Annotated in this window: 11 protein-coding genes; 3 read left to right on the top strand and 8 right to left on the bottom strand. The window is 30.4% G+C overall.

Features of this window, described 5'->3' with window-relative positions; all coding sequences use genetic code 11:
- The 5 genes from C1H87_RS15180 to C1H87_RS15160 form a co-directional block, all read right to left on the bottom strand.
- Window positions 1-2766, bottom strand: a complete 2766-nt coding sequence (locus C1H87_RS15180; protein WP_102758292.1) for a TonB-dependent receptor — start codon at window positions 2764-2766, stop codon at window positions 1-3.
- 1 nt (window position 2767) lies between these two features.
- The gene (locus tag C1H87_RS15175) at window positions 2768-3508 is read right to left on the bottom strand and encodes a hypothetical protein (protein WP_102756623.1); all 741 of its coding nucleotides are present in this window, start codon (window positions 3506-3508) and stop codon (window positions 2768-2770) included.
- Between the two features lie 562 nt (window positions 3509-4070).
- The gene (locus C1H87_RS15170) at window positions 4071-4703 is read right to left on the bottom strand and encodes a hypothetical protein (protein WP_102756622.1); all 633 of its coding nucleotides are present in this window, start codon (window positions 4701-4703) and stop codon (window positions 4071-4073) included.
- Between the two features lie 364 nt (window positions 4704-5067).
- Window positions 5068-5397 (bottom strand): YegP family protein, encoded by a 330-nt coding sequence (locus C1H87_RS15165; RefSeq protein WP_102756621.1) that lies wholly within the window; start codon window positions 5395-5397, stop codon window positions 5068-5070.
- 115 nt (window positions 5398-5512) lie between these two features.
- Window positions 5513-6232 (bottom strand): LytR/AlgR family response regulator transcription factor, encoded by a 720-nt coding sequence (locus tag C1H87_RS15160; protein WP_102756620.1) that lies wholly within the window; start codon window positions 6230-6232, stop codon window positions 5513-5515.
- A 154-nt stretch (window positions 6233-6386) separates the two neighbouring features.
- On the opposite strand from C1H87_RS15160, the gene C1H87_RS15155 reads away from it, so the two are divergent.
- Together C1H87_RS15155 and C1H87_RS15150 are read left to right on the top strand one after the other, a co-directional pair.
- On the top strand, window positions 6387-6776 hold the full coding sequence (locus tag C1H87_RS15155) for a MotA/TolQ/ExbB proton channel family protein (protein ID WP_102756619.1): 390 nt from the start codon (window positions 6387-6389) through the stop codon (window positions 6774-6776).
- Entirely contained in the window at window positions 6773-8242 is a 1470-nt protein-coding gene (locus C1H87_RS15150; RefSeq protein ID WP_102756618.1) for an alpha/beta hydrolase family protein, read from the top strand. Before C1H87_RS15155 ends, C1H87_RS15150 begins: the two co-directional genes overlap by 4 nt.
- 506 nt (window positions 8243-8748) lie before the next feature.
- Here C1H87_RS15150 and C1H87_RS15145 read toward each other — a convergent pair.
- The 3 genes from C1H87_RS15145 to C1H87_RS15135 all read right to left on the bottom strand — a co-directional run bounded on the left by C1H87_RS15145 (window position 8749) and on the right by C1H87_RS15135 (window position 11944).
- Window positions 8749-9648 carry a hypothetical protein gene (locus C1H87_RS15145; RefSeq protein ID WP_102756617.1) on the bottom strand — a complete coding sequence of 300 codons (900 nt, stop codon included), beginning with the start codon at window positions 9646-9648 and terminating at the stop codon, window positions 8749-8751.
- Window positions 9649-9998: 350 nt separating this feature from the next.
- Entirely contained in the window at window positions 9999-10862 is an 864-nt protein-coding gene (locus C1H87_RS15140; protein ID WP_102756616.1) for a hypothetical protein, read from the bottom strand.
- Window positions 10863-11350: 488 nt separating this feature from the next.
- Window positions 11351-11944 (bottom strand): RNA polymerase sigma factor, encoded by a 594-nt coding sequence (locus tag C1H87_RS15135; RefSeq protein WP_158655239.1) that lies wholly within the window; start codon window positions 11942-11944, stop codon window positions 11351-11353.
- A gap of 127 nt (window positions 11945-12071) precedes the next feature.
- On the opposite strand from C1H87_RS15135, the gene C1H87_RS15130 reads away from it, so the two are divergent.
- The gene (locus C1H87_RS15130; RefSeq protein ID WP_102756614.1) at window positions 12072-13223 is read left to right on the top strand and encodes a FecR family protein; all 1152 of its coding nucleotides are present in this window, start codon (window positions 12072-12074) and stop codon (window positions 13221-13223) included.
- Window positions 13224-13228 lie beyond the last annotated feature (5 nt).

The raw sequence follows: 13228 nt of genomic DNA, 5'->3' as shown, positions 1-13228 counted from the left end.
TTAAAATTTAAAATTATAAGTTATAGTAGGCACTGGGATTGCAAAAACAGACGATTTATAACCTTTTACTTCTCCATTCTCATTTACAAAAAAGACCGATAACGGATTATTTCTCCCCAAAACATTATAAACAGAAATATTCCAAAAACTATGAGCAAGCTTTGCGTTTTTATGGTTTCCTTCAATATTAATTCCGAGATCTAATCGATAATAGTCTGGTACTCTAAACTTGTTTCTATCACTATATATCAATTGTTCTGATCCATTATAAATGTATTTACCCACAGGATATGTAATGGGCCTTCCAGATTGATAATTAAAATTTAAAGAAAAACTATAGCGCTTGGTTAATTTATAATTTGATATGAGACTAACATCATGGGGCCTATCTTGATTGGCCGAAAAGTAATCTCCATTATTTACTTGATTTGTTAAAAACTCACTATCCAATTTCACTAATGTTCTTGAATAAGAGTACCCAAGCCAGCCATTAAACTTTCCTTTTTTCTTTTTCAATAAAAACTCTATACCATAGGCTTTTCCTTCTCCCTGCAACAACTCTGTTTCAATATCCTGATTAAGCAGTAATTCGGCACCCACTTTAAAATCTAAAAGATTATTCATTTTCTTATAATAGCCTTCTAAACTAGCCTCATACACACCGCTATCAAAATTTTTAAATACTCCTAAAGAGTACTGTTCTGCTCTTTGAGGTTCTATATTTAAATCGGATAACTTCCAGGAATCGATTGGAGAAGCCGTTGTATTAGAAGATAATAAGTGAGAATATTGAATGGTCTTATTATAACCACCCTTTATTGAAAGGGTAGGCGATAAAAAGTACCTTGCAGAAAACCTAAATTCCGGACCGCCATGTGTTTTTATGACTTCATTATTTTTATATTGTTTCGTTTCTATAACCGATTCTGAACTCAACGGTACACCTGAAGCATAAACTTTCTGGGTTCCTGGTCCAAGAGCTGCATAAAAAGAATATCTAAAGCCTAAATCGAAAAGTAATTTTTCATTAACTTCAAATAAATCTGAGATAAAAACAGCCGACTCAAATCCCTTTTCTTTTTCTACAGTTTTACTTTCAATAACAGATTTATCTCCTATAGGATAAATATTTCCGGGTCTGATAACATATGATTTACCACTTAATCCGTAAGTGAATTTATGTTTCTTGTTGTACCGGTATCTCGCTTTTAGCTTTAATTGAGTTTCATCAATGCTATAACCAAAATCAAAATTTCTATTAAATATGCCATCATAGATTATGTTGAATTTATATTGGCTGGTTGCTAATTGAACCGATGCTCTGTTTTTTTCATTAAACCTATGATGCCATTTTATTGAAGCTAACCTATTACTATAATCAAAAACAGAATCTGAAGTTATACTAAACTTATCCTTACTGTAATAAGCTGTTGCTTGTAACGAATTCTTATCATTAATATTATGATTGTATTTTATTACCCCATCATAAAATGACGCTTTACTGTTTTTTATAGATTCCTCGGAAATTGTTTTTAAAACCCAGTCTGAATATGTAGCCCTACCACCTATTAAAACTGCCGCTTTATCTTTAACAATTGGGGCTTCTAGCATTAAATTTCCAGTTACTGGACCAATATTACCTTCTCCCGAAAACGCTTTCATGTTTGCCTCTTTTGTTGAAATGTCTATTACAGAAGATAACCGTCCGCCAAATTCAGCAGGAATACTGCCTTTATAAATATCTACACTTCCTGTTGCAAAAGGATTTATAGCCGAAAATATTCCAAAAAAATGCGACGGATTATAAATTACTGCATCATCAAAAAGAATTAAATTTTGATCGACCTTCCCTCCTCTAACATTGTAACCTAAAGTCCCTTCCCCTGCTGTTTTTACACCCGGCATTGTCGTGGCGACCTTTAAAACATCTCGTTCACCAAGAACCAATGGTATGTTTTTTATACCTTCAATGTCTACTTTTGTTACACCAACGTTGGCACTTTTAATATTCCTATCTCTATCAGATTCAACCACTATCTCTTCTAGCTCTTCAATCTCCTCAAATAAATCAAAGCTTAATGTACCATCACCATAAACAACTATTTGCTTTTTATGTTTGCCATATTCCATCGAGGCTGTTTCCAAAATACTAAATCCGGCAGGCACTTTCATATTATAGTATCCAAGGTTATTGGTTACCGTGTTAATAGATGTTCCCTGAATAAATACAACTAAACTCTCTATGGGTCTTTTAGTTTTGGCATCTTTAATATACCCGGATATGTTAAACGCTTTTTGGGATAATCTTTTATTTTCTTTGCCTATATGAAAAATCTCAACGTTTTTAACTTTAGATGCATTAACGTACTCTTTTTGCAGTACCGGAGCCTTCTCATCATTCAAGGGGACGACCTCATCTCCCTTTTGATCGTAATAGAAAAGTGATATGTTATCTCTAATCGCATTATTCTTAGTTAGGATAACCCGATTGTTTAACATAAAAAAATTAATTGAAGTTTCTTCTAAAATCTCACTTAAAATGGCTTCAATACTAGCATTAGTGAATGATTTTGAAATCAATGAATCGGGAAACCAATCTTTATTAAAATAGAATTGGTAATCGGAAATGTTTTCCAATTCAATTAAGACTTCAACTATTCCTTTATTTTCAAAAGCAACAGAAATTTTCTCTTTAGATTGGCAATAGGCTATTTGCGAAAAAAAAGCAAAGAAACTGGTCATTCCAATTATTTTTATTGTCCTCATTTTACCCATCTGTATTTAAATAATTCATTGTATCTAAATACTTGACAAGCCTTACAAAAAATTGTTCTTTGTTACTTTTTAACACACGAGAATTATTTTTGTAAAACGTTCGAATTTCTTTTCCTCTAAACGAAAAGGCTTTTAACATATCTTTTCTGGAACCTATTTCATGAAACACATCTTTATGATGCACTATAAATGTTTTGTGCTCTTTAAAAACATTAACAACCATGCCTTCACTTAAGTCTTCTTGCCTATCCTTTCTATATTTTATGTATAGTGAAAATTTTCCTCCTTTATAACCTTCTTTAAAAAATCCATTTTCGTAAATAGCATGTAATGACGGACTATTCTGTAACCTTACAAACTTGTGTTCTTTCAACTTAAATTGGGAAACTCTTTCTGGGCTAAGCCTTAAATAATTTGTCTTCTTACTCACATAATTTAAAAGCACACAATCATTTAGTAAATCATACTTCATTTCTAAATCGTAGTAAGGTTGCTCATCGTAAATAATGAATCCCTTTTTAAAACCAAATGAACCATAAAACTTATTATTAGTTTCCTTGGTTCTGCTTAATTCCGGGAACACATCTACGTACTCCAAACCATTAAAAACCTCATGATTCTTATAATCGAAATGCGAGTCGAATAACTTATAATATGTTTCTGTTGAAGACTTAGTTTGAGAAAAACTAAAATAAATAGAGGTTAAAAATAATAAGGGCAGGCAATATTTCATTTTTCTAGATCAAGTGGCTACCAAATGTAATCTAACCTGCTTTAAAATTATTACATAGAATGTTCAAAAAATAGCACAAACTGTCCTATTTAGCATTAAAGCTTGTTTTAATAATATTTAACTAATGAAAATAATATTTAATCCCTATAAAAAAATGAATAGAACTAATTTGAAGTTTACGAAATCGGCTAAGCTTAATGGATTTAATACTTAGTAAGATTTACTAAAGTTTAAATTAAAATATTAACTCTATCCTGATTTGTTAGCATAAAGTTTTTAAGCGAATGTTATAAACAAAAAAAAGGCGAACAGAATGTTCACCTTTTTTTGCCCCAAATCTACCATGAACTTAACCTACTTATGTTATGGTGATGCCAATTTAATTGATTACAAGGTAACTACTAAAAATTATTAGTTTAACTGCACAATTAAATTGATTAAGTGCATTTTAGGGGCAAATTTTGTCATTTTTCAACTTCTTAAAAATAAAAAAGCTTCAATTTAAATTGAAGCTTTTAACAAATTTTTCGATTTGTATAAATTCAAAACGTTGTCGTTTAAATTACCACTCTTCTTCCTGTGCTTTTCCGGTTAAATAATTCACAATGCTTCTTCTTAAACTGTTAAGTAAAGTCTCTATTTGAGAAGAAGCCTTCTCATAACCATCTATGATTGCTCCATTCTTAGCAAATTTATTTTTCTTCAAGTTTATAGTCTGCTCTTTCTTATCAGAGGCTCCTTTATAAGTTAGCTTTATAGGTTTAAATCTTAAGTCCCCATCTCGCAACCTAAGCTCAATAGTATATTCCACAGTCTCACAACTGTAATCGGCTCCTTTACCTATACAAATAGCATTATTTGTAAACCCAGTAAAACGTAGTTTTTTGTTATTATTTGCTTTCCCTGTTGCATCACCTTCGTTGTCTTCATATATTTCATAAGCCGTAATACTTTTACCTGGCTTTATTTTTTTATCATTATTACTATCACTTTTACCTTTTGGGGCTTCATACTTTTCATTAAGCCATTCTTCTGCCTTCGTTTGCATTTCATCCATGTCCATGCCTTTTATATCTATAGTAATATGTCTCGGCTCAAGTCCGTTTTCGCCATAAACAAACTTTGAATCGTTAGTGTTTTGCGCATTAATAAAGGAGGAAATTAAAATTATTGCTAATGGGATAATGCTTTTCATAACTATTTTAATGATTTAAATATTACTACAATTTATAGAGTGATTGTTTCGCTTACTACTATTCCTACATTTTCAAATTTAACAAATAAATTCACACAATCACATAAACGTATTACATTCAACCTATTAATAATCATTTTAAACTTGTAACCACTAGGCGGTTTTTTTAAATTGCCCCATTTAAGTATTCAAACAAAAAAAGAGGATGACTTAAAAGTAATTTTGTCATTCTGAATGAAATGAGAAACCTTATAAACCTTTAAACTGATAGGTTGTAATTCAACAAGATTCTTCGCTACACTCTGAATGACACTTTTAAGTCACCCTCAAAACAATATAATTATGAATGGTTACTAATTATGCACTATGATAAATCCTCTACAGAGGCTTCTGAAGCATTCTTCTTAACCGAAGCGATACCATTCTCCATAGCGCTAGTAGATGAGTACATTTCGCTAGTTCCTATAACTTGTCCATTTGAAGCTTTTAAGTTAAAATAAGGACTACCGCCTTTAGACTCTAATCGAGAATATCTAGTATCGTCTGTTGAATTCTTTTTTACGGATTCAATGCCATTAGTACACCCAGCTTTGGATGCATAACCTTCGCTAGCCAATATATTTTGACCATTCCCTGCTTTTAATCTAAATCTAAATTCTTTTCTTTTGTCTTTATAAATTTCAAACTTTGCCATGTTTACCAGATTTTAAATATTAAGTTTGGTATTAAGACACTGGCAAAAACAAAAGGTCACATCTTATTTAAATATTCCAAAATAAAAAATAGGTAAACAGTAATTAAGAATATGGTTACTTGATTATTTTTAGTTTTTCTAAAACCTCAGGTTTGTATTTTCTACTAATGGGAATCTTATTTCCTTGTATTTCAATTTTTGTATTATTAAAAGACTCAATTTTCGAAGTATTTATAAGGTATGATCTGTGGACTCTAATAAAGTTAGAAGGTAATCTATTTTCCAATTTACTAATCTTTTCTCTGCTGGTAAACACTTTTGCTTCACTATGTATTTTAACATAATCCCCTAGGCTTTCAATATAATCAATTGCCTTTTCTGATAGCTGTACAGTCTCTCTATTAGATCTAAATTGAATTAATGTCTCAGAGTCTTTTTCTTTTACAGACCACCTTCTAACCAGATAAATCAGATTGCTCAGAAAAACAACAAAAAACAAAGCAACAGCTAATTGCTCAATGTTATGACTTGCAGGAGTCATGTTATTAAAAGAATAATTACCTAAATTAACAAGTGCCCATAAAACAATAAGAGTTTCCAGATATACAGAAAGTACAACAACGAGCAATCCGTACAAAACAAATTTAAACAGTTGTTTTTTAAACAAGTATTGCGGAAACAACCAATAATTAAAAAGATAAGAAATTGTTATAACTACTGGAAGTAAAAAACCAGTAAAAGCAAGTGTAAAAGATAAACTCCCCTTTTTTCCAATAAAGAATACAATTAGAAAACTACTAAATATCCAAAACAAAACATGTAAAAGTATGCGCATGTAAGTAAATTTAGCATAAAGATCTCATTAATTTTTAAAAACAATATTTTTTGTCGATGAATAACTAGTTTAACATCGGATTTAACATGCCCAGAAACCTATAATATTTCTAATTTTAAACTGATAATTTTTTTAAAAAACAATTAATAAAGACATGATAGATTTTATCAAAAATGGCGGCCTCATATTTACACTACCACTAACATTAATGTTATTAATAAACATCGTTATGGTAGCAAGAAGCGCTTCTTTTCTTTTTGCTAATAAATTCTCGTCAAAAAAGGCTGCAAAAAAGGAGATTGATTATATAAGATATCTTGGTGTGTTTGCTTTAGCCTTTGGTCTTTTTGGGCAAATTATTGCTCTTTATGAAGCATTCGAATCCATCGAAAATTGGGGTAATGTCGATTCCGATCTTCTCTTTGCAGGATTTAAAGTTTCTACAATCACAACACTTTATGGGCTAGGCATATTTATACTATCCTATCTATCCTGGCTATTATTAAAGATTAAATTAAATGCATTAAACATAAAAACGAAATGAGAATTCTAGAAATTATATTATTACTAATAGTAACTATTTTACCTTTTGTAAAACGGCCCTTACTTAAAATTATAAACAAAAAATATTTGTTAATTGCTTTAGCCACAATTTTAATTTTACATACAGTTATTGAAAGTTGTCGCTGGCAGCTAATTCCTGCATATCTCTTAATGCTTGTTTTAATGTGGAGGATTATTTCTATTGACCAAACAAAGACTAATAAATTAACCTTTTTAAGAGGTCTTGGCTATATCTTCATTATAATATTACTAATTCCTAGCTGGTTTTTACCGAATTTACTTCCTGTATTTTCACTACCCAAACCCACCGGAGAATACCCTGTAGGAACTCATTCTATCCATCTAAAAACAAATATTGACGAAATTATTACCAAAGACGAAAACGACAAAAGAGAATTTATGGTCAAAGTTTGGTACCCTTCGTCCTCTATTGTTTCCGGAAAACAAGAGCCATATCTAGATCGGGCAAACAGAGTAAGTTTTATAAATAAATATCTAGGAGGTATAAACCCTAATCTATTAAATTATTTAGATCATGTAGATACCTATGTTTATGAAAATGTACCGATCGTTGAAAAAAATTTTCCTGTTTTGATTTTTTCTCACGGGTATGGCTCTAATGCTTTGGGGTATTATTCTCTTTTAACCGAGATTGCCAGTCAGGGCTATATCATTTTAAATTTAAATCATACTTACGAAAGTTTAGGGTCTACATTTCCTGATGGGCGTGAGAAGTTTTTCGATTATGAATTTCAAGCCAACCAAACAGTGAATGTATTGGAACGTATGAAACCTGTAAAAGAAGCTTTTAAAAAAGAGCTCTCTTTTGAAGAGCGACATGCCATTATAAGAGAGGCTTCCAAAGGCTATTCTGTGACTAATATGATAAAAAGATGGACTACAGATATTATTTATACCATAGATCAATTAGAAAATTGGAACAGTACAGGGTTTTTAAAAGATAAGTTAGACCTAAATCGAATAGGTGTTTTTGGGCACTCTCGCGGTGGTGGTGCGGCAGGTCAAACGGCCATAAAAGATACCAGAATAAAAGCCGCGGCTAATATTGATGGCGTACAATGGGGAGAAATGATGGATACTATTTATCATGTTCCATTCCTATATATTTCGGCAGATTGGCCGGCAGAACATGAGGACATAAACTCGCACGTATATAAAAATAAAAGTACTGACTATTTTTATGAAAGTAAAATACTTACTTCGGCACATCCAAATTTCATGGATATACCTTTTATGATACCTATTAAAGAACTTGCACAAACGGGGGCTGTAGATGCCGAATTAGGCATTAAAATTACTAATGAGCTTGTAACAGCTTTCTTTGACAGACATTTAAAAAACAATTATATCGCTGATCCAAAAAAAATAAGTCAAAAGTATGAATTGCTTGAAATGACTATACATCAGGGGGACTCTATTCGTTGATTTCAGCTGCCAAAAGATATGCTTGTTGAAAAACACAAAACCTTGTAGAACAAAAAGCCTGTCTGTATTAGCTACGGTGTACCCACATCTTTTTAATCAAGCCACGAATTACACAGATTTACACGAATAAAACCTCAATATGGTGGATAACTCTCTATACTATTCATAATCACGAATCAGACTTTCAGTCTGTTTTTACAATCCAAACCCGATTTAATTCTATTATATTCCTGCACTCTAATTTATTGATAAGTAAACTTGAATTACTTATTTGTAAATAATTTATATTTAGAACCATTTGTGATAATTCGTGAAATTAGTGTCTATCTTTGTAAAATTATTATTTAATATGCTGCCATATTTGTGGGTACACCGTAGCTGTATTAGACATGCATCTCAATTCCAATACACAAGAAAAGTTTCTTCCTTATTGAAACACCTAATTTACTTTAGTATAATTACGAATAAATCGGTATAGAAATTTGCTATATAAAATCTAAAACTAATTATTCTTTTAATTTCTCAATCTCTAATTGCAATTCTAATAATTTAGTTGCCAAAGTATCGATTGTAGTATTTTGAGCTTTTAATTGTTTTTCTTGATCAATAGTATACAATGTTAACTCTTCTATTTTCTGTAACAGTTTAGCATTCATATCTCCTAAATAAATCCCATTTTCTAATACTTGTTTCTCAGAAGGAATGTTTTCCAAGTGCCCTTTTTCCAAAATATATTTTTCAACCTCTTCCAAAGCAGGTAAATTATATGCTTCCTCAAAAACAAAATCGGACCATGATCCTACTTCTACTTTAACTTCTCTGGCTCCTATACTACCTTCGACTGCCAATTTGTGGGAGCCCATTGTTGTAGTTCCAACTCCTACATTACCATTTGCAATAAAATCCCCGTTATTTTTAACTTCGAATGGTGTATTAGAATTAAGGTTATTCCATAGTTTTAAACCATTTCCATCTATTTTAAAAATATAAGAGGCAGGAGTATTATAAGATTGTAGAGCCAATATATCTTCTCCAACAGCTCTTATATGAAGCCATCCTAAACTAGGAGTAGTACCCAATCCTAGTCTACCATTTTTAACTGCCCAAACTGTATTATAGTTTGAGTAGTCAACTAAACTAAATGAATTTCCTGCGCCCAAAAAGAAAGCATATCCGCTTTCATTTGTACTTTTCATACGTAAAATACCACTAGAAGATCCTGAATCAATAGTGAGTTGTTCACTATTAGTAGGAATAGTCCCTATACCAATATTATTATTTGTAGTATTATAATAAAAATCAGATGCTGTAGTTGTACCCCCAATTCCAATAGCTACATTTGTATTCTGTGCCTGCATTCCAAAACTCATTACGAGTAATGAAATTCCTAAAATAATTGTTTTCATTTTATAAATTTTTAGATTAATTATAGTTGTTTTACTCTTTGATTATTTTTTATCGCACTATTTTAAAATGATTAACATACCTACACCAGATATTTAAGACCTCCGAATAAACGAAATAACACGTTTACAAACACACCATATCTTTCTGTGGTTTAGAACATTATAAAATTATAGAATATAACTGAAAAACTGCTAAGGTTTGCCCTTACACTTTGTAAGGTTTATCCTTACTTTTTAAAGCTTTATATAAAAAAAGCCATCAAAATTGATAACTTAGGAATTAAGTTTATGACAAAAAAAAAGAGCTACAATTTCTTGTAGCTCATAACATATAATTGAATTAATTAATATTAATTTTGGTCATATTTTGATTCACATTCAATTAGCTTTTTTCTCAATCTATCTATTTCAACAATTAAAGTAGAATAAGGAGTTTCTCCTACTTTAATCATTTTAGATTTCTCTAATTTCTTGTACTTATTGAGTTCATTCTCCAACTTGTTTATTTTTCCTGTAAGCCCTTTAGTTATAGAATTATTCAGATTCCTCAACTTTATTATTTTATCATTAAGTTTATCTATCTCTGGCTTACAATCGTTAGTTTTCAATTTTATAATTTCCTTTACAGGCTTCTCTTTTACTGAAATGATTTTTCTCAATGAATCATTAACTTTATGAATTGAATCATACTTGATTTTAAGAAGATTTATATTTTCAGAAAATTGTTTGTTCTTTTTATTTAAGAACTCATTTTTCTCTAAAACCTGTCTTTTATCTGAATAATAAGTATCCTCAATCCACCAACTTATTTCACGTTTGAAAAAATTTGATACAAATGATGCTTTTTGTGGTGTATTGTTTGTAATGATTTTACTTTGAATTGAACTAGTATTTTCAAAAGAAAGCTTTGAAGAAATTGCGTTTAATCCAGAAGCATTTATGAATATCAGCAACCCATTGAAAAAAGCAAAAAGCCATAGTTCAAACTTTTTTTTTCGTCTAACCCTCATTAACATTACTATTGCAATGGTCTCACTCAAACCTAAAGCTATCAACCTGTAATAGGCAGGGGTAAAGAGTTTTGCATCAGGGTCTAGATTTGCTAAAACTAAGCAAAATAACCACACAGCACCAGCTGCTCCACTTAATGTAAAAAAATTAGATGCTTTATAAAATTCATCAGGTATAACTTTACCTACTGTTTTGTCTGTCATATCTCTAATTATTTGAAAATTAATAAATAATCTAAAATAGAAACAAAATCCTACAAAACAAAAAAGCATCCCAATCTTCAATTAAGAAAAAAGGAAAGCTTCTCATTGGCGTGTGCTGAACTCTAGTACTGAATTTATTTCAGTATCACTCAGCAACTCTACCTTTTTACCTCAATTTTCATTGAGATAAACAACACAACTTCTTTTTATTGCCAAAAAAAGCCCTAATTTCTCAGAGCTTTCTTTTTGCAATTTTGCGGTCTGGATAGGAATCCAAACCTTATCTTATGCTTGTAAATCATATAAAACCTAACACTCTCTGTATTTTACAAACTTGTGTTGACGATTTGTGAACTTTTATATGATTTCTTATAATGTCAAAATAACTCTTAAGATTCAAATATATAATTTGTGGTGTGACAAAACAATACAATTGTCAAATAAATTTAATGAACCATTTTTAACTTTGAATAGATTATCTCTTAAAATTAAACCCGCTTACCTCCTGCAAAAAAATTGATAAAAAGATTTAAATATTTATTTTCGAACATTTTTTTTCTTAAGATCTTAAATGCTTTACCTACCTGATTCTCTACAGTATTTATTGAAATACCTAAAGCATCCGCTATCTCTTTATATTTCAATCCTTCAAACTTACTTAAAACAAATATTTCCTTGCATTTAGTAGGTAGTTCTTCTATTGCCTTTCTTAAAGCCAGTAGCCTTTTTTCCTTCAATTCATTATCATCTTCAATCAATTCATTTAAAATATTATATCTCAAAGATTCTAACTTCTCATTTATTCTTTTCTTTTTCCTGTAAAGATCCATAAAAGAGTAATAAACAGACTTATAGAGAAAACCTTTAAAAGAAGAATGAATTTGAATTTCATCTCTATTCTCCCATAGCTTTAATAGTACATTTTGCACAATATCTTCTGCTGCCTGCTTATCATTAGTATAACCTTTAATATATACGCACAGATCCTGATAATAAGTTAAGTATATGTATTTATACACCTCCTTATCACCATTCTTAAAAGCATCAATAAGTGCCTCGTTGGTATATGAAAGATTCTTCAAAATAACTGGATTTCTCTGCAAATATGTTTACAAAAGAAAGAAATTTAAATAAATAATGGTGGTTTTCAAAAAATAAAACGTCATATCGTCAATAGTCCTAAATTACCTTGTATTAAATTTTAAACTCATGACAAAAAAAGATATGGAGAAAATCATCTCCAAATATATAAATAATGAAGCCTCTGTATCTGAAATAGACGGTTTAAGTAAATGGTTAGATAAAAAAGAAAATCTTAAAATCTTTAAAGAGTATTTAACCATACACCACACATTAAATAGTGACCTGATATTTGATTCTCTAGCTGCTTATGAGAATTTCTCAAATAAAGATACCTCTACCAAGAAAGCAAGAAAATTGTTTTTAACACCTATTTTCAAGTACGCTGCTGCAATTTTAATCTTTGTATCAGCAGGTTACTTTTTCTTAACTAAGGATAAACCCGTTAAAGACAACACTCCTATAATAGTAAACAACAAAATAAAAATAGGTACAGATAAAGCAACTTTAACCTTAAGTGAAGGTTCTTCCATTAATTTAGAAAAAGGCAAAAAATATACTACAGATAATTTAAATAGTAATGGCGAAGAAATAATTTATAATTCGCAACCCGCTACTAGCCCTAAAATAGCATACAATTATTTAACCATACCAAGAGGCGGACAATTTTCTGTAAAGTTATCAGATGGCACCCAAATATGGTTAAACTCAGAATCTCAAATTAAATACCCCGTTGCTTTTATAAAAGGTCAAACCAGAGAAGTAGAATTGATCTACGGTGAAGCCTATTTTGATGTAACATCTAGCACCAAACACCACGGAGCCAAATTTAAAGTAGCACATAACATGCAAGAAGTAGAGGTTTTAGGTACAGAATTCAATATAAAAGCATATCAAGACGAAGTGCATGTTTACACAACATTAGTAGAAGGCAAAGTTGGAGTATCTAATGGGGCAGAAACTGTGGTCTTAAAACCTAAAGAACAATCTATTGTAGGAGATTCAAAAGATATAGAAACAAAAAACATAGACATATACAATGAGATTTCATGGAGAGAAGGAGTCTTTAGTTTTGAGGGTAAATCTTTAAAGTCTATTATGAAAGTTTTATCCAGATGGTATGACATGGATGTTACTTTTAATAACGCCGAACTTGAAGATGTTAGGTTTATTGGCGTATTAGGCAAAGAACAAAAAATAGAAGAAATTTTGAATACTATAACAGACTTGGGATTTATAAATTCTTATGAAATTAACAATAAAAAAATAGTCCTAAAATAACATAG

Origin of the sequence: Flavivirga eckloniae (assembly GCF_002886045.1) — a bacterium.
Lineage (GTDB): Bacteria > Bacteroidota > Bacteroidia > Flavobacteriales > Flavobacteriaceae > Flavivirga > Flavivirga eckloniae.
The sequence above is the reverse complement of the archived record's forward strand: the minus strand, read 5'-3'. Positions and strand labels throughout refer to the sequence as shown.

Bases quoted from the DNA above. Each gene is read 5' to 3' on its own strand.
- C1H87_RS15180 (WP_102758292.1), bottom strand. From the start codon at position 2,766: ATGAGGACAATAAAAATAATTGGAATGACCAGTTTCTTTGCTTTTTTT.
- C1H87_RS15175 (WP_102756623.1), bottom strand. From the start codon at position 3,508: ATGAAATATTGCCTGCCCTTATTATTTTTAACCTCTATTTATTTTAGT.
- C1H87_RS15170 (WP_102756622.1), bottom strand. From the start codon at position 4,703: ATGAAAAGCATTATCCCATTAGCAATAATTTTAATTTCCTCCTTTATT.
- C1H87_RS15165 (WP_102756621.1), bottom strand. From the start codon at position 5,397: ATGGCAAAGTTTGAAATTTATAAAGACAAAAGAAAAGAATTTAGATTT.
- C1H87_RS15160 (WP_102756620.1), bottom strand. From the start codon at position 6,232: ATGCGCATACTTTTACATGTTTTGTTTTGGATATTTAGTAGTTTTCTA.
- C1H87_RS15155 (WP_102756619.1), top strand. From the start codon at position 6,387: ATGATAGATTTTATCAAAAATGGCGGCCTCATATTTACACTACCACTA.
- C1H87_RS15150 (WP_102756618.1), top strand. From the start codon at position 6,773: ATGAGAATTCTAGAAATTATATTATTACTAATAGTAACTATTTTACCT.
- C1H87_RS15145 (WP_102756617.1), bottom strand. From the start codon at position 9,648: ATGAAAACAATTATTTTAGGAATTTCATTACTCGTAATGAGTTTTGGA.
- C1H87_RS15140 (WP_102756616.1), bottom strand. From the start codon at position 10,862: ATGACAGACAAAACAGTAGGTAAAGTTATACCTGATGAATTTTATAAA.
- C1H87_RS15130 (WP_102756614.1), top strand. From the start codon at position 12,072: ATGACAAAAAAAGATATGGAGAAAATCATCTCCAAATATATAAATAAT.